Annotated in this window: 14 protein-coding genes; 12 read left to right on the forward strand and 2 right to left on the reverse strand. The window is 53.0% G+C overall.

Translation table 11 applies throughout. The features are described from left to right. Positions 1–19 precede the first annotated feature (19 nt). The 4 genes from SH668x_RS04340 to SH668x_RS04355 all read left to right on the forward strand — a co-directional run bounded on the left by SH668x_RS04340 (position 20) and on the right by SH668x_RS04355 (position 5,065). Complete coding sequence (locus SH668x_RS04340) at positions 20–817, forward strand: SDR family NAD(P)-dependent oxidoreductase (RefSeq protein ID WP_437187472.1); 798 nt, start codon at positions 20–22, stop codon at positions 815–817. Then, entirely contained in the window at positions 814–2,853 is a 2,040-nt protein-coding gene (locus SH668x_RS04345; protein ID WP_437187473.1) for an alpha-ketoacid dehydrogenase subunit alpha/beta, read from the forward strand. The genes SH668x_RS04340 and SH668x_RS04345 overlap by 4 nt, the downstream gene beginning before the upstream one ends. 5 nt (positions 2,854–2,858) lie before the next feature. Further along, positions 2,859–4,274 (forward strand): dihydrolipoamide acetyltransferase family protein, encoded by a 1,416-nt coding sequence (locus tag SH668x_RS04350; RefSeq protein WP_437187474.1) that lies wholly within the window; start codon positions 2,859–2,861, stop codon positions 4,272–4,274. 425 nt (positions 4,275–4,699) lie between these two features. Continuing rightward, the gene (locus SH668x_RS04355) at positions 4,700–5,065 is read left to right on the forward strand and encodes a hypothetical protein (RefSeq protein WP_437187475.1); all 366 of its coding nucleotides are present in this window, start codon (positions 4,700–4,702) and stop codon (positions 5,063–5,065) included. 314 nt (positions 5,066–5,379) lie between these two features. Here the strand turns inward: SH668x_RS04355 and SH668x_RS04360 are convergent, their stop codons facing one another. Continuing rightward, positions 5,380–7,794, reverse strand: a complete 2,415-nt coding sequence (locus SH668x_RS04360; RefSeq protein WP_437187476.1) for an ATP-binding protein — start codon at positions 7,792–7,794, stop codon at positions 5,380–5,382. 226 nt (positions 7,795–8,020) lie between these two features. Between SH668x_RS04360 and SH668x_RS04365 the strand changes: the two genes are divergently transcribed. The 4 genes from SH668x_RS04365 to SH668x_RS04380 all read left to right on the forward strand — a co-directional run bounded on the left by SH668x_RS04365 (position 8,021) and on the right by SH668x_RS04380 (position 10,766). After that, a complete protein-coding gene (locus tag SH668x_RS04365) occupies positions 8,021–9,307 on the forward strand; it encodes an RNA polymerase sigma factor (RefSeq protein WP_437187477.1) in 1,287 nt (428 codons plus the stop codon). A gap of 92 nt (positions 9,308–9,399) precedes the next feature. Beyond that, positions 9,400–9,831, forward strand: coding sequence for a YciI family protein (locus SH668x_RS04370; RefSeq protein WP_437187478.1), 432 nt, complete (start codon positions 9,400–9,402; stop codon positions 9,829–9,831). 57 nt (positions 9,832–9,888) lie between these two features. Then, entirely contained in the window at positions 9,889–10,371 is a 483-nt protein-coding gene (locus SH668x_RS04375; RefSeq protein ID WP_437187479.1) for a DUF1579 domain-containing protein, read from the forward strand. Positions 10,372–10,409: 38 nt separating this feature from the next. Next, positions 10,410–10,766 (forward strand): YciI family protein, encoded by a 357-nt coding sequence (locus tag SH668x_RS04380; protein ID WP_437187480.1) that lies wholly within the window; start codon positions 10,410–10,412, stop codon positions 10,764–10,766. 17 nt (positions 10,767–10,783) lie between these two features. Here SH668x_RS04380 and solA read toward each other — a convergent pair whose 3' ends face one another. After that, the gene (gene solA, locus SH668x_RS04385; protein WP_437187481.1) at positions 10,784–11,929 is read right to left on the reverse strand and encodes an N-methyl-L-tryptophan oxidase; all 1,146 of its coding nucleotides are present in this window, start codon (positions 11,927–11,929) and stop codon (positions 10,784–10,786) included. Positions 11,930–12,250: 321 nt separating this feature from the next. On the opposite strand from solA, the gene SH668x_RS04390 reads away from it, so the two are divergent. From SH668x_RS04390 to SH668x_RS04405, 4 genes are all read left to right on the forward strand, one after another. Next, on the forward strand, positions 12,251–13,099 hold the full coding sequence (locus SH668x_RS04390) for a YybH family protein (protein WP_437187482.1): 849 nt from the start codon (positions 12,251–12,253) through the stop codon (positions 13,097–13,099). 90 nt (positions 13,100–13,189) lie between these two features. Next, the gene (locus SH668x_RS04395; protein ID WP_437187483.1) at positions 13,190–15,433 is read left to right on the forward strand and encodes a tetratricopeptide repeat protein; all 2,244 of its coding nucleotides are present in this window, start codon (positions 13,190–13,192) and stop codon (positions 15,431–15,433) included. A 325-nt stretch (positions 15,434–15,758) separates the two neighbouring features. Further along, the gene (locus SH668x_RS04400) at positions 15,759–16,694 is read left to right on the forward strand and encodes a DUF1559 family PulG-like putative transporter (protein WP_437187484.1); all 936 of its coding nucleotides are present in this window, start codon (positions 15,759–15,761) and stop codon (positions 16,692–16,694) included. 49 nt (positions 16,695–16,743) lie between these two features. Beyond that, entirely contained in the window at positions 16,744–16,962 is a 219-nt protein-coding gene (locus SH668x_RS04405; protein WP_437187485.1) for a hypothetical protein, read from the forward strand. The last annotated feature ends 5 nt before the right edge of the window (positions 16,963–16,967 follow it).

Here is a 16,967-nt window from a genome sequence, read left to right on the forward strand (position 1 = left end):
AAATAAGAGCCACGTTTGAATGTCTATCTTCGATTTGTCAGGGAAGGTTGCGATCGTCTCCGGTGCTGCCAGTGGCTTAGGAAAGGCGTCGGCGATTGCTTTAGCCTCTCATGGGGCAGATTGTTTCTTGCTTGATCTCAACGAATCAGGGCTTCTGGAGACGGTGGACACCGTCGCTGCGATGGGACGCCGCGTCGTCTCGTATTGCGGGAGTGTCTCTGATCCCGGGACGATTGAGAAAATCTTCGAGAAATTCGATGCGGAGTTCGATCACGTTGATTTTTTGGGAAACATTGCTGGCGAAGGAATTCTGGGAAGCCCAGAGGAGATTCCGCTCGCCCAGGTTCAGCAGGTGTTCCAGAATCTGGTGTTCGGCCGGTTGCTCATGTGTCAGCAAGCAGGACGTCGCATGTTGGCTGCCGGAACTGGAAGTATTCTGAATATTGGATCTCTCGCCAGTAACACAGCTTTAGGGCGAGGGCATATTGCCTACAGCATGGCAATGGGAGCAGTCATTCAGATGACTCGTGAGTTGAGCACGGAATGGGCTCGGCGTGGTGTTCGAGTAAATGCCATACTTCCCGCTCAGGTCATCAACCCAAGTCTCGAAAAGAGAATTGCTGCAGACCCGAGTTTGGTGGATCAATGGCTTCGTGGGATTCCCAGTGGTCGGCTTGGTCGCCCTCAAGACATTCAAGGACTGGTTGTGCTATTGGCATCGGCCGCATCTGAATGGATTACTGGAGCGATCATCCCCATGGACGGCGGAAATCTGGCGATGAATGCAGGCGGAACAATTGGAGGAACGACGAAATGATTGGCGGCAGAAACGGATCCTCTCAACAATTAACATCTCATCGCAATGGCGAAGGGATCGGTCTCCCGGTCGATTCTGTGTTGTCCTTGTATCGGACAATGCAGGTGATTCGTCAGACTGAAGAAGAATTGGCCCGATGTCATCAGCGAGGGCTCATTCACGGAGCGTGTCACACCTACGTGGGACAGGAAGCCATTGCGACAGGGGTCTGTGCTCATCTGACTCCAGACGATTCTGTTTTCAGTACCCATCGTGGTCATGGTCACGCACTCGCGAAGGGAATGCACCCTCGTGAGCTGATCGCAGAATTATTTGGTCGCGCGACGGGTTGCTCCCGTGGACGTGGCGGCAGCATGCACATTTTCTCCCCGGAAATTGGAATGATGGGGACGAGCGGCATTGTTGGGCCCTGTATTTTGCAGGCCTGCGGCGGTGGATATACAGCCAGATTGAAGGAGTCCGGAAACGTGGCTGTTGCCTTCTTTGGCGATGGCGCGGTGAACAACGGTGCTTTCCACGAGGGGCTGAATATGGCCAGCATCTGGAAGTTGCCGGTGCTGTTCATCTGCGAAAACAACCAGTACGCGACCGAAATTCCCTTCTCGTATTCTTCCGGCAGCGGAACAGTAGCGGACCGTGGAGCGGCTTACGGGCTTGTCGGGATCGAAGTCGACGGCAATGACGTTCAGGCTGTTCACGCAGCTGCGCAGGAAGCGGTGCACAGAGCTCGAACGGGGCATGGTCCGACGTTGATTGAGTGTCACACTTACCGGACCCGACCGCATTCGGAGGGGATGGGAGATTTCACCTATCGAACCCGTGAAGAAGTTGAGTCCTGGAAACGACACTGTCCAATCGTCTCCTGGAGAAAGCGCCTGATCGACGAGTACGGAATTCTTGAGTCTCAAATTGATGAGATTGATTTGGAAATCAAAGAGCTCGTGAAGGAGTCTCGTCTCTTCGCAGAGCAGAGTCCTCTTCCAGATGCTTCCGACGCGACGACCTGCGTCTATAGTGCGCAGGTCAATGTTCCTGCGCCTGTGAGTCCAGAGACTCCAGTCAAGAACACAACATTTTCTCAAGCGACCCATGAAGCTCTATCGCTCGCCATGGAAAGCGATGACTCGATCTTCGTTCTGGGTGAGGGAATCGGGATTCGCGGAGGGAACTTCAAGACGACAGAGGGGCTGTATCAGAAATACGGGGCGCTTCGACTGTGCGACACCCCAATTGCTGAGCGAGGTTTCGTTGGTTTGGCCTGTGGGGCAGCGATGACAGGCACTCGACCTGTCGTTGACTTCATGTTCGCTGATTTCGTTCTTGATTCCTTTGCCGAGATCGTGAATCAGATCGCCAAAATGCAATTTATGTCGAGTGGACGACTCCAGATGCCCGTCGTGTTACGTGGCTGCATCGGTGTCGGTCACTCCGCAGCTACACATCATTCCGGAAGTTACTACGGAATGTATGCGCAGGTTCCAGGATTAAAAGTCGTCGTGCCATCCAACGCTCGTGACGCGAAAGGATTGTTGTTGCACGCACTGCGTGGAAATGACCCGGTGATGTTTCTGGAGCACCGTGAACTTCTTCAGGCAAAGTGTGAAGTGCCGGAAGGGGAATACGAAATTGAATTCGGTCAGGCAGCAATTGCTCGATCGGGAAAAGACGTGACCGTCGTTGCTCTTGCCCGAATGGTTCATTTGACGCTTTCTGTCTGTGACCAGCTAGAGAAGGAGGGGATCTCTGTCGAAGTGATCGACCCGAGAACCGTTCTGCCGCTTGACCAGAAGACAATTCTGGAGTCAATCAAGAAAACTGGTCGATTGCTCGTTGTGGATGAGCCCCCTGCAAATTGCGGATTTTCTGCGGAAATCGCAGCCGTTGCCGTGGATGCAGCGTTCAATGATCTCGACGCCCCGGTTCGCAGATTGACAGGAGTATTTGCTCCAACACCTTATAGCCCCTCTCTGGAAGCGGTTGTCGTCCCGACGGCGGAGCAGATCGCACAGGCCATTCGTGAGTTGATCAAGGAATAACGTTCATGGCATTCGAGATTGTGATTCCACGACTCGGTTGGTCGATGGAAGAGGGAACGTTCGTTGGCTGGTTGAAGCAGCCCGGCGAGGTCGTGCAAGTTGGCGAACCGCTTTTTGAACTGGAGGGTGAAAAGGCGATTCAGGAAGTGGAAGCGGTCGACGAGGGAATTCTGTTTCTTCCGGAGAACGCACCGGCGATTGGAACCACACTGCCAGTTGGGAGCGTGCTTGCCTACTTATTGTCACCCGGGGAAGCGCCGCCAGCAGTTGGGGCCCCATCAACGCCGAAGCCGACTCAATCCGAGGAAGTCAGAAAGGTTCAGGTTGTTGAGCAGACTCAAGCGGTCTCTCCAGCAGTTATCGATGTCGCGAAAGTCGTTCCAGACTTGTCAGCCGGGGGCTGTGGATCTCCGGGGGCCGCTGGTCCCGCAGTTCGGCGAATGGCAAGAAAACTCGGGATTACAGTCAACGAACTCATCGGATCTGGACCCGGCGGACGGGTCTTTGCTGAAGACCTTCAGCGTGCGACGCATCAAGCAGGAGGAGTTGCCGGGGAGAAACGATCAACTGTCCAGATATCGGTTCACGCGAGCCCACGTGCGAGAAGGATTGCCAAAGAACTGGGAATCGACTGGCGCACCATACCCGGCAGTGGAGCGGGGGGACGGGTTCGTGAACGTGATGTTCGGGAGAACGTGCAGCCGAGATCGGATACGCGGGATAGTTTAATTCCCGGACAGATCCCCAAACGCAGGCGTGTGATCGCGGAACGGATGACGGCAAGTCATCAGCAGACAGTTCCGGTGACACTCACCAGTCGAGCAGATGCGTCCAATCTGGTGAATCTTCGCGAACAGATCAAAGCTGTAGGCAACGCGAAAGCGATCCCGAGTTATCAGGACATTATCACAAAGCTCGTTGCGTCACTGTTACCGCAACATCCCCTTTTAATGACTCGCTGGGAAGGAAACTCGGTTGTCGTCCCAGCGGATGATGAGATTCATATCGGGATCGCGGTCGATACTCCCGATGGACTCCTGGTCCCAGTTTTGAAAGGTCCCGCTATTCAATCGTTGCCGGATCTTGCAGAGCAGTCTCGCGAGCTCTTCAACCGTGTCAAAGCGGGGCAAATTTCCGGAACCGATATGCAAGGATCAGTATTCACGATCAGCAACCTCGGGGCGTTCGGCATCGATTTTTTTACGCCGGTCATCAATATTCCGGAAGCTGCAATTTTGGGCTTGGGCGCAATTCGACGCGAAGCGGTCGTCTTGAATGATGGAACGATCGTCGCTCAACATCAGATCTCATTGAGCCTGACGTTCGATCATCGTCGGCTGGATGGAGCCCCTGCTGCCCGGTTTCTTCAAGCGTTGGTCAACGCAATTGCGAACCCGAGTGCGTGGCTGTTGAACCAGTAAAGTCCCGAGGAAAGTCTTTGGGGAAAATTTGGTCTTTTCTAGATTCTGATGAACCGTTATGTTGCGGCAGCTGGCGGAATCCTGCCGGTTTCCCACCTGTTTGATTCAAAAAATAATTCCCCGAAACAATTCGTCGTCATCTTCTCCTGATCAAGGATGGTCTGGAGATCATCTGTTATTTGGGATTTCCGACCGCAGGAGGCGGCAGTGGAACGTAAACACATTCGAGCCATGGCGTGCCTAGTTTTGCTCGCGATGCTGATCGGTTGTTCTACGGTCAGGCCACTGAATCCGCTATCTCGCAGCCACGGGCTCCCTGAACAGTACGAGGGTGACGAATAGTGTTCACGCATTGGTGTCAGAATCTCTCCTTAGGGGGAGTTCACAACACACCGTGAACTTAAAGGATGTTTCGAGAAAGTTGCATGATGCGACTCCCATTATTCAAACTGAACTTGCTGATCGTTTTGTTACTTCTCGTGCTGCCTGCATCGGGCTGCGAGATTGGAAATCGATGGTTTAGTATGAGTAGTGATTCTCCGTCTCCTTGGTTCGGGTTCGACCTTGTTCCAAAAAAGCGTTCGACGACTCAGGTACTCCCTCATAGTCAGGCAGAGTTCGAGTCGGGTCGATACGTCTCTTCTCGAAATTCCCGTGGGCTCGGGAAACGCAAAGCAGAGCAAAAGGTCTGGTCGAAGGAAATTCATCTTCCTTCCATCCCTGCCTTGTTCGATCAGCCGCACGAAGAAGAAATCTCTTTCACCGGTCCGGTTGGGCCATTCAACCGCTAGAGACTGTCCTCAAGGATGTCGTGGCGACGAATCGTGGCAAAACCCCTTTTAAACGCTGCGGGTATCGCCGCCGGAACGCCGCACTCTCGTGAGGGCACTTCCGGTCGGTCGGCGCCTGAGTCTAGGGTGCAGAACGCGAGCACCAAACTGTTCGGGCCTGCGACGTGTCGGATTTCATCCGGGTATCTTCATCAGAATATTCGATTTCGCATCTTCAGTTTGTGAGCGGATTTCAAGCAAAAAGGCGAATCAAGCATGTCTCGATTCGCCTTTTCAAGTTTCATATTAGATCTCAACCGAAAGCTGCCTCTTGGTCAGCTATCGACAGCGGTCAGCAGATCGGAGTCGTATGCAGGGTCCAAGCGTCCACTTGCGCTTCGGAGATAAGGAATCCAGATGATCCCAAGTTCGTCCACAGACAGGTCCGACTTCCTGGGATTGATCGGATAATCTTCGACTCGAATTTGGGCATCAGAAAATGTCTCTGTGATCTTGTTGAGTTCGCTTTCGAGAGACTTGATCAACTCAGCCTTTTCGCTTTGAAGTTGCTCCATCGTTTCTACTGCTCGTTTGACGTCCCCACGTTGCTCCATCGCACGTGATGCGGCTCGCATGCTCGTTGCTGCCTTTGTTGCGTTGGTCGCGCTGAGCGTCTTTCGTCCGAACAGAACCCCTAAAACACTGGTTCCAAAAGTCATCGCTGCGGACATTGTGGAACTGCTTGCCTGCTGCTTTTCGACTTCGACGCGTTGACCCGCTTTACGGATGCGTTCATCCACTTTGCCGATGGAGGAAGCATATTTCTGTTGGAGCTTCTCCTTCTGGAGATCACGTGCTTCTCGGGCCTGCTGAGTGAGGCGTGCCGAAAATGCCCCCTGTGCATCCTGCGGAGAGGAGTAGAGTTTTAGGTCAGGACTGAAAGAGAGCGTGAGCACCTGTGAACGATACAGATAGTTCTTGAAAGAAGCTGTCCAGCTCTTGTAGGTCGATGCGCGTAAACATTCTGCCGGTGGATGAATGTATTCCGCTGCTGATGCGCCAGAAGTTTCAGTGTTCACTTTTGCAAGTGATTCACTTTCATCCCAAGGGTCTTTTGAGACTTCGTCGGTATCGAGTCGAACGATCTTTCGCACCTCTGTCCAGAAATCCGTTTTTGATTTCGCGTCGACATAGTGTGTTTGAGCCAGCCCGCAGAGCGCCGGTTTGTAGACGATCTGTGCATCTCGAGAGACGCTGCGAGAGATTGGGAGAAATCGCTGTTTAATCTCTTGTGGCACCAGTGGCAGATGATTGCTTGTTCCAGTAGCGGACGGGGTGCTTGATGCACTTTTTTCCGAACTGGTGCCTGTGAGTAATTTGAGTCGTGATTTGAGCGGCGCGGTCAATGTACGAAGCTGCTCACGAGTCAGCGGACCACGCAAATACGACAGTGCCCAGCGAACCTGAAACACAACCGGATGATCTTCATGAACATTGTTCATCATGAAGACCCGGTTCTTCAGGCCGGACAAAATGGTTTCGATTCGTTGTCGATCGAACGCCACGCCTGCTGCTTCGCTGGCCCCTTGCAATCCATCGAGAACGCGGAGTTTGTCACGTTCTGTTTGAAGTCTACCGAGGAACCACGTGCCTGCATTCGACAGGGCTTTGTAGTCGAGGTCGACGGGATTTTGGGTCGACAGGACGATTCCGACCCCATAAGCGCGGGCCTGTTTCAGCAGTGTCAGCATCGGGGTTTTGGAAGATGGATTCGATGTCGGGGGCAGATAGCCGAACATTTCGTCCATGTACAAAATCGCTCTGAGGCTTGATGTTCCGGGCTGGCTGCGCATCCAGGAAATCATCTCGTTCAAAACAATCGTGACGAAGAACATTCGCTCCTGTTCGTTGAGATGAGCGATCGAGAGCACTGCGAGTCGTGGTTTTCCTTCTTGAGTGTAGAGCAGGTTTTGAATGTCGAGTGGTTCGCCTTGGGTCCAGCTCGCGAAGGCAGGGGAGGCCAGTACGTTGTTAATTGCGATGGAAAGTTCGCGACGATCTGCGGTTGGAAAGATTGATTCCAGATCCATCACGCCGATTTTGTCGAACGGTGGGGTTTGGATTTCCCGAATCAGCTGGGCGAGGTCCAGATTCCGACCGGCTTTCCAGGCTGTTTCGACAATGTTCGACAGCAGAATGTGCTCTCGACTGCGGAGTGGGTCAGCGTTCACTCCTAGCAGTGAAAGAAGTGCCGAAACCGCATTCGACGTGGACTCTCGAAGGGCGTCGGCATTTTCCCGAACTGCAGGTGGGGGAGCATTGAGAGACTTCAGAACGGATAACGGGATGCCCGCATCGCTCCCCGGCGTATAGACCGCTACTTCTGCAGCATTCCGCAGTCGTGTAATCCGATCAGGTGACTGGTCCCAATCAGCGAGTCCTTCTTTCCATTGCAGAGCTTGCCGCGTCGCGTACTCTTCGACGTTCATCCCTTTTCGCAGCGCTTCTCCCGGCTCAACCCAAGGCTGGAAATCATTTGGCTGAAGATTGGGGAATGTGAGCATCAAGTTCCCCATGTCCCCTTTTGGATCAATCACGATCGCAGGGATATTATCGATGGCTGCTTCTTCCAGAAGCGTGATCCCAAGCCCTGTCTTTCCGCTCCCCGTCATTCCGACTATCAAAGCGTGAGTGGTGAGGTCCTTGGAATCATAAAGCATCGGTTGTTCAGAAACCGAGCTGGATTCCATGTCATAATCCCGCCCCAAGTAAAATGATCCAAGGAGTTCGTAGTCGTTCATATTGATCACTGAAGATTCGAGCGTGGAAGAGTCATGTCGAGGAAAAGAAAAATTAGCGTAACGTCACTGAGATCGGCAAGATGAAGCGATCGCAACAGTGAAAACCGCTGTGCAACAGACGACGTACCCGCGACTTTGATGGTGAATTGCATCAAATTTCGGCATGATCTGTTTTATGAAGCAGCAGATAGAATTGAATCAACAGCCCGAGGACGTTTCAGTAGAGGAATTCGTTGATCAGCTTTACCGGGCTGATTCACGCAGGGTCTTTGCATCCTTAGTTCGACTGCTGGGAAGCTTTGACCTGGCTGAAGAAGCACTGCATGACGCTTTTGCGAATGCCGTTGAGAGTTGGAGACGCGACGGAATTCCATCCAGTCCACGTGCCTGGTTGGTGTCGACGGGACGATTTAAGGCGATCGATACGATCCGTCGACGGGCCAGATTCGATGCCTCCCTCGGGACACTCGCAAACAAGCTCAACCAGATCGATTCGTCGACTGATTTCGAGGAAGATGGTCGCGTCGAGGATGACCGGCTCCGACTGATTTTTACGTGTTGCCATCCTGCGATTTCATTCGAGGCAAGAGTGGCGTTGACACTTCGCGAAGTCTGCGGGTTACAGACAGAGGAGATTGCTCGGGCGTTCTTGACGTCGCCGTCAACGATCGCCCAAAGAATCGTCCGCGGAAAAGCCAAGATCCGGGACGCAGGGATTCCTTACGTGATTCCCGCTCGGAAGGATCTCCCGGATCGTCTTGAGTCCGTGCTCTCTGTTGTCTATTTGGTGTTCAATGAGGGGTATTCAGCCACTTCGGGTGACGTACTCACTCGAAGTGACCTGACTCAGGAAGCAATTCGGTTGGGGGCACTGCTTGTCGAACTTCTCCCAGAAACAGAAGTGTTCGGCCTTCTGGGACTCATGTATTTACAGGAGTCGAGGCGAGTCGCAAGGACTGATGCAGCAGGGGATCTCGTTCTGCTGGAGGATCAAGATCGGTCCTTGTGGGATCAGACTCTCATCCGAAATGGGCTGAATTGTGTCAGTCGGGCGATGCAGGCGGAATCCATCGGTTCTTACACAATTCAGGCGGCCATTGCCGCCGTGCATGCTCAAGCTTCGATTGCAGAACAGACAGACTGGAAGCAGATTGTAAAACTGTATGACGCTCTGTTATACGCGGTTTCGTCTCCCGTCGTGGAGCTCAATCGAGCCGTTGCCACGGCGATGGCCGATGGTCCGGAAGCGGGGCTCGCTCTCATCGATCAGATTCTTGAGCGGGGCGATCTTGTGAACTATTCACTTGCTCATGCCGCCAAAGCAGATTTGAGCCGACGACTCGAACGATACGAAGACGCAGAGGCGTCCTACCTGAAATCACTTTCATTGATTCAACAGGGCCCCGAACGAAGGTTTCTCGAGAAACGATTGCAGGAAGTTCGAGGAAAAAGAGGCATTTGAGAATTTCAGAATCCGCTTGTCGATTTGTTGATCCCCAGATCGACAACTCAGCGGCGGGGACATATCGGCCTGATTGGAACAAGGAGATTCTCTTGAAATTCATATGCCTGGGGTATTTTGACGAAGTGAGTTGGAACACGATCCCAGCTGATGAGCAGCTTGGGATGATGGAGAAATGTATTGATTACGATGCAGAGCTGGTCAGTCGAGGCTATATGGTCGGCGGTGCTGCACTTCAACCCGCTGAAACCGCAGTCACGATTCAACCGAAAAATGGTCAAATTGTGGTGACGGATGGTCCATTTATCGAAACCAAAGAGTATCTTGGAGGGATCCTGATGCTGGAAGCGAGAGATTTGAATCACGCAATCCAATTGATGTCCCAGCATCCTGGCTGTCGAATGGGTGGCTTCGAGATTCGGGCCGTCAATGAAGAGGTAATGCAGTGGGCGAAGAATCGCCACGCAGAATTGGGACCCGTCCTTCTTGATTGGAATCGGCGGTCTTCTTCTGCCGACGCTTGACGTCGTTTCCATTCGCAATGTTTGAAGTTCTCAGTCTTTTATCAGGAGACGACGAGTATGAACGAGGAAGTTGTTGTCACTCCTCAGCACCAATGGTTGAAGCAGCTCATTGGTGATTGGTCGATGAATATTGAATGTGTCACCGGGCCGGGCGAGCCGAAGATGGTCCTCAAATCAACCGACTCGGTTCGTGGATTGGGAGACCTCTGGGTTCTTTGTGAAGGGAATGGAGAAACGCCAATGGGGGGGACTGCTCGCAGTGTCATGACCATCGGCTTTGATCCAGACAAGAATCAGTTCGTTGGGTCGTTTGTCGCCTCGGTCATGCCGATGATCTGGCACTATCTCGGTTCGCTTGATGAGAAGCATCAGACGCTGACACTGAATAGCGAAGGTCCCAATTTCGAGATGACCGGTCGAACACAATATCGCGACATTATTCGGATCGTCGATGAAAATCATCGGACCATGACGTCAGAATGCCTGATGGCTGATGGAACATGGGTGCAGTTCATGCAAGCGGAATACACTCGTATTTAGGTAGAACAAAAGTCTTTCTGAGGGGGCTTGATCCTGTTATGAAGTACATGTTGTTGATCTATTCTGCGGAAGATGCCTGGACAGAGCCTGAGAGAGAAAAATGCTTTCAGGAGTCCACGGTGCTCACTCAGGAATTGCATGCTTGCGGAAAGTTTCTGGGGGCTTCGCCTCTTCACTCGGTCGCAGCTGCGACAAGCGTTCAAATCAGGGAAGGGAAGCGAACTGTCACGGATGGTCCTTTTGCTGAGACTCGCGAGCAACTCGGGGGTTATTTTCTGGTAGAAGCAGACAACCTTGATGAAGCCATCGAGATCGCCAGTCAGATTCCCGCTGCCAAAAAAGGGACTGTCGAGATTCGGCCCATTTTGGAGCTCGCAGGAATTCCTGGGTCTTGACTGCCGTCGATGCGAACTCAGGTGGAGGGAGTGTTGAATCGGTCCAGCTTCAGGAACTCCATTGGCAGACGCACCGAACGGCCCATCGCCATGTCTGCCAATGCTTCGCCGATCACGCTGGTGAATTTGAAACCGTGTCCAGAAAAGCCTGCTGCAAGGATCACATTTGAGTGTTCGGGATGTCGGTCGATGATGAAATGTTCATCGGGAGACATCGTATACATGCAGACGGAGTGATCGACGATGCGATCTTCAATCCCGCGGAGGAAGGCCTTCGTGAAATGTTGAATGGGAGTTCGATCCGCTTCGTGGCAGGTGAAGTCCAGCTCGGATGGATTGGCAACGACTTGACCACCAGTGTGCTCGCAAAGCTTGATTGAGACTCCATCCTGCGAAGGGAAACCGTAGACATCCCCATCTGGTAGGCTGTAGTAAAATACAGGGGCGTTCAGGTAGGTGTCGCTCCACTCTGGCTGGATTTTCGACCAAACCTGTACTTTTCGAAGCACATGCAATGGTGGAAGCACATCCCCGAGGATCTGACTCGTCCATGCCCCTCCTGCAATCACCAGCGACGCTGCCTCGTAGACTTGGGTTCGGGTTTGAACTCGAACACTTTTTTCGGTGGCCGACCATGATTGGACTCGCTCGCCAAATATGACCTGCGCGCCTTGTGCTTCGGCGACGTCCAGATGGGCAGCGACACAGTCTTCTACTCTGAGGTAGCCCGCGCGAGGTTCAAAGACCACCTCATGATCTTCCGGGATCTGAAACGCAGGAAATCGGTCTGTAATTTCCGAAGCAGTAACATCCTCAAGTTCGAGAGCGTGGATTCGGGATGCTTCACGGGCTCCGGAGATTACGGTTCCGTGTGGCGGTCCGGAAAGCATTAGGCCACATTCCGAGTAAAGTGACGCATCAACGGTCTCTTCCAGCTGCCTCCAAAGTTCATAAGCACGTTGCAGCAGCGGCACGTAATCGGGGTGTTCGAAGTACGCCTGACGAATGACGCGAGTCCTTCCGTGGGAACTCCCAAAGCGATGTACTGGAGGGTATTGATCGAGCCCAAGAACGCTTTGTCCGTTCGATGCGAGGTGGGCGATCGCACTGCTTCCAAATCCACCAAGTCCAAGAACAATGCAGTCATAAATATTCGACATCATGATCTTCGCTGAATTGAGTGTGAAACAATCCGGTCATGTCAGGGAACCAGCTCATTTGTCATTTTTAACTTCGATGTGGGCCAATGCAAAATAGTCTGTTGCACAATTGAACATGCCGTTGATAGTGAAGCTGTGGGACTGATCATCCCGAAATGTTCCGGAAAGGGGTCGGTACCAATGCTTTCGCCGTGCTCGAACAAAGAAGGTGAAGTCAAAATGAATGCAGCATGTCGTCTCAATTATAACAGTAGCGGCTCTTTCAGCTTTGCGAGATGGGTTTTGATTTGTTCTGCCTTCATCTTGTCACAATTGGGGGCGTCAGTGAGTGCCCAGCCGACAGAGGCCAGGACGACAGCGGAGGAAATCAAAGCGGTTGCTGAGCAACTTGTTGCGGCATTTAATGCCGGTGAAGCTGCCACGATCGCAGGGATGTTTATTGATGGTGGAGAGTGGATTGATGAAGAGGGGCGGATGTATCGCGGACAGCGAGAGATCGAAGAAATCCTGAAAAAATATTTTGAGACGTATCCTGGCGCAAAGATTGCGTTAGAGATTAGCAGCCTTCGGGAGATTGGGCCGTTGGCAATTGAGGAGGGAAAGCGATACACCATCGCTGGTGAGGAAGCCGACGCGGTGGTGGATTATGTCGCAATTCTGACGAAGACTGACGCGGGTTGGAAATTAGCGTCGGTGAAGGATACGGAACTCCCTGTAATCCCCCGAGCCAGTGACGCTTTGCAGCCGCTTGGATGGTTGGTCGGGGAGTGGATCAATGAAGGGCCCGATGGAAAGGTTCACATCACCTACAAATGGTCGGAAGATGGGAACTTTCTGTTAGGGGAGTATGTCGTTACATCAGGGCCAGATGTTGTTGTGAAGAGTTCTACACGGATCGGATTTGATCCACTGAACGGACAGATTCGTTCTTGGGTATTCGATTCTGACGGCGGGTTTGGAGAAGGCCAATGGACTCAGATCGAGACGGGATGGCATGTGAATTCAACCGCCATACTTCCGGATGGACGCGCAGCATCCGCTACAATTTTACTGAATCCGGAAAGTCATGATCGATTCACACTGAAAGGACAGAGTCGATTGATCGGTGGAGTGCAAGACGCTGACTTCGAACTCAATATTGTTCGGAGCGGACCAGCTGCCGGAACAGAATGAATTCGACGATACAAGCAAAGTGGCACATTGATGTGATGTACCACGTAAGAGTTTTCCTCGACGGGAAAGTCTCAAGGGATTGGTAATGCGATGAATATCTTCCATTTTTATAAGCGATGCGGACTGCTGGCGACGTCATTGGCGACAATGTTGATGGTCGCACCGGTTTCTGCAGATCCTCCATCTGGCAAGGGGCGCGGAGGCGGCGAGAGCCAATCTCGTTCCTCGGGACCTCGCACGAGCGGCGGTGGTGGTAGACCTTCGAGCGGACCTCCAGCGACTCGACCGAGTGGCGGAGGATCTCGGGGGGCACCAGGTCAGTCTCGGCATGCTCCTAATGTCCGTCTCCCGCAACCGACTCAATCCAAGCCAACGCTTGGTGGAGCATCTCGAGACGTCTCTCGACCATCGGCTCCTGTTCAATCTGGGAACAATCGTCCGACGATCACTCGTCCTGAAGGGGGCCGACCAATCGGCGGAGCACCTTCAGGTCGACCTGTCGCTGAACGCCCAGGTACAGGCGGCGATCGCCCAATCCGATTGCCAGATGGCGTTGGAAGTGGATCGAGCCGTCCTCAGGTTGGAACGGATCGATCTCGACCACCTCAAACTGGTAGCGGCAACCGTCCCACGATCGGCGGAGCAAATCGCCCTGTGACTCGACCGGACCTCGGAAACCTTCCATCGACAGGGGCTCGCCCAGATGGTGACGGTCGCCCCGGCAACGTCGTTGGTCGTCCCGGTGGACCCGATGGTCGACCCGGCGATGGACGTCCCGGAAACGTTGGTGGCCGCCCAGATGGTGACGGTCGCCCCGGCAACGTCGTTGGTCGTCCCGGTGGACCCGATGGTCGACCCGGCGATGGACGTCCCGGAAACGTTGGTGGCCGCCCAGATGGTGACGGTCGCCCCGGCAATGTCGTTGGTCGTCCCGGTGGACCAGATGGTCGACCGGGTGATGGAAGGCCAAATTGGAACGGTGGTCGTCCAGTCATCGGAGGACCATCGACTCGACCAGATCGTCCGATTGTCGTCGGTGGTGGTCGCCCCGGCGGACATGACCATGATCGCGATCATAACCACTTCGTCGGACGTCCGAACTACGGCCGCCCCGGACCCGGCTGGGGATGGAATGGTGGATACAACAACTACCACAACCATCGTCACTACGTGAACCCTCGATATGGGTGGTATCACGGGAGCTGGAGTGGCTACGGACGCAATAACTGGTATCGCCCATTCTTTTGGGGAACAGTTACTGGTTGGGGGCTCAGCAGCTTCGCGCACAGCAACTGGGGATACGGATATGGATCATACTATAATCCGTATTACCCCGGACTGGGTGGCGGTTATGCAACGGTCTACAACTATGCACAGCCAGTCGTCATTCATAATCATGTGATGGTCGACGACGGAAACGGCGGGTATGTATGGGGACCTGAGCAGAACACGACTCAAACGGCGAGCGTTCAGGCCTTCGATCAAGGACTCGCTGCTTTCAAAGCAGGAGACTATCAGCAGTCGCTGCAATTCCTTGATACCGCGTTGCAGCAGGATCCGAACGATCCGGTGATCCATGAAGTTCGAGCCTTGGCCTTATTTGCCAACGGTGCCTATCAGCCTGCGGCTGCTGCTCTGAATTCGTTGCTTTCCACCTCCCCGGGGATGGATTGGACGACGATGAGTAGTCTGTATGGAAACCTGAACGATTACACGACTCAACTTCGGGCTCTCGAAGCTCATTGTCGAGCCAATCAGCAGGACGCGGCTTCCTTCTTCTTGATTTCCTATCATTACATGGTGACGGGATCGAGAAAGGAGGCGATTGGTACGCTGAAGGTCGTTGTCAGGGAACAGCCACAGGACGTCGTGGCCAAGCAGCTACTGGATAATCTGGAAGCTGAATTTGCCACTCCGGCAACAACGACGACTCCATTGCCGCTTCCTGAAGGTGAGCAACTGCCGTTGCCTGAAGTCCAACCGACTCCAGCGGGCGATCCTGCAAATCTTCCAGATCTGACACTTCCTCAGGTTCCTGACAATGCAGAGACGGATCTAGTGGGAGTCTGGAAGGCTATTGCGGGTGATACCATCATCCAGTTGACCATTACTGAGGATTCCAAATTTACCTGGGCAGCCACACAGAACGGGAATTCGCTCGCGAATATCTCGGGTGATGTAGCGATTGGAGAGAACGATATTCAGCTCTCGAATTCACAGCAGGGGAATATGGAAGGGTCTGTGAAGTCTCTGGGTGAGAACGAATGGCAGTTCAAGGTTTTTGGAGCACCCGCGAGTGACCCTGGACTGAAATTTGAACGAGTGAAGCCATAATCGAATTTCGAGGATGGTAGATTAGTCGAAAGGCGGCATCAGAAATGATGCCGCCTTTTTTGTTTCTAGGGTAAAGATTGAAATGTTCAAACGAATGTCATAATGTGTTGTGAGGTGTTTTTCAGAGGTTGCGTTGATCGGATCGGCAAGTTTTGCCATTTACGATCGTTGAGTGGTGGGCTGGGGCCATCGGCGAAACAGTTTTAGGAATCCGTCGATGAGAGGCGGATGCGACAAGCATTGTTGTTGAAATGGACGCGGGCTGCCAAAGACCAACGCTGTTCGTTCCCGACGACTCACATTAGATCTGATTGGAGTTTCATTCATGGGGCGTCGACGCGGCTTTACGCTGATTGAACTGTTGGTGGTGATTGCAATTATCGCTGTTCTAATCGCATTACTGTTACCTGCAGTACAGCAGGCCCGTGAAGCAGCACGCCGGACACAGTGCAAAAACAATCTCAAGCAGATTGGGCTGGCGATGCACAATTACGAAGGAACAATGACAGTCTTCCCGCCGTCAAGTACTTCCATTCCCGCAGCGACTGTTGGGGTCTGGGCGTTCACTCCCGGAACTTCTGATCAACTGCGAACCCATCACCTGCACAGCTTTGCCAGTATGATTCTGCCGTATCTGGATCAGTCTGCGATTGCAAACAACATCAACTACAACTCGTCAGCTTTGGCGGCCGTGAACTATCCAATGGCTGAGAAAGTGATCCCAGCGTACATGTGCCCAAGTTTTTCTGGGAATCAATACTCTGGCGAGGCGAGATATCCGACAGCCAGTAAATGGGCTATTCGCAATTACTTCGGAATGGCAGCGACAAGTTCCCTGCTGATGAGCACAGAGGCTGCTTATGGTGGCTATCGTCCTGATGGTGCCATCTATCCCGGACGAAGCACGAAAATGCGAGATATCACTGACGGCACATCGAATACAATTATGGTCGCGGAGTCCCGTGAGCAAAATGCGAGCGTCTGGATTGACGGTTCGACCGCTGCCTTTGTCGCAACCTGGATGGACTTTACCAGCCCAACGATGACCGGAACGACCTCGTCGATCAATAAGAAGGGGTATCAAATGCTCTCGGCGATTGGTCAGATCGATTCTGAGTACGGACCATCCAGTCTCCACGTTGGTGGAGCCCATCACCTTCTCTGCGACGGTTCAGTTCGATTCATTTCAGAGAACATTGCTTTACCTGTGTACATGAGTGTGACAACGCGCGCGACCGGGGAAGTTGTCGGCGAATACTAGTACGGCTTCTCAAGAGAGTGTGGCGTTCCGGCGGCCAGAAACGCAGCGTTTGAACGAGTTTTTGCCACCAATTACATCACCGGGAACAGCCATTTACCGCTATTCGGGCGAGAATGCGATCAACCTGAACCACTATTGGGCGGTCAGTCTCGATTCAAGTGAACCCGGACTTTTATGGACCGTCCAGGCCTACGGGAAGAGCAACATCGACAAGCGTTGGTGTACATGCTGGGCAGCGTTTTGGCTGACTGAGAGAAAGTCGGAATAAGGCTC

It is taken from the genome of Planctomicrobium mucosum (genome assembly GCF_051466335.1).
Taxonomy (GTDB): Bacteria; Planctomycetota; Planctomycetia; order Planctomycetales; family Planctomycetaceae; genus Planctomicrobium.

Coding starts and splice junctions, on each gene's coding strand:
- SH668x_RS04340 (WP_437187472.1), top strand. CDS start 20: ATGTCTATCTTCGATTTGTCAGGGAAGGTTGCGATCGTCTCCGGTGCT.
- SH668x_RS04345 (WP_437187473.1), top strand. CDS start 814: ATGATTGGCGGCAGAAACGGATCCTCTCAACAATTAACATCTCATCGC.
- SH668x_RS04350 (WP_437187474.1), top strand. CDS start 2,859: ATGGCATTCGAGATTGTGATTCCACGACTCGGTTGGTCGATGGAAGAG.
- SH668x_RS04355 (WP_437187475.1), top strand. CDS start 4,700: ATGATGCGACTCCCATTATTCAAACTGAACTTGCTGATCGTTTTGTTA.
- SH668x_RS04360 (WP_437187476.1), bottom strand. CDS start 7,794: ATGGAATCCAGCTCGGTTTCTGAACAACCGATGCTTTATGATTCCAAG.
- SH668x_RS04365 (WP_437187477.1), top strand. CDS start 8,021: ATGAAGCAGCAGATAGAATTGAATCAACAGCCCGAGGACGTTTCAGTA.
- SH668x_RS04375 (WP_437187479.1), top strand. CDS start 9,889: ATGAACGAGGAAGTTGTTGTCACTCCTCAGCACCAATGGTTGAAGCAG.
- SH668x_RS04380 (WP_437187480.1), top strand. CDS start 10,410: ATGAAGTACATGTTGTTGATCTATTCTGCGGAAGATGCCTGGACAGAG.
- solA (WP_437187481.1), bottom strand. CDS start 11,929: ATGATGTCGAATATTTATGACTGCATTGTTCTTGGACTTGGTGGATTT.
- SH668x_RS04395 (WP_437187483.1), top strand. CDS start 13,190: ATGAATATCTTCCATTTTTATAAGCGATGCGGACTGCTGGCGACGTCA.
- SH668x_RS04400 (WP_437187484.1), top strand. CDS start 15,759: ATGGGGCGTCGACGCGGCTTTACGCTGATTGAACTGTTGGTGGTGATT.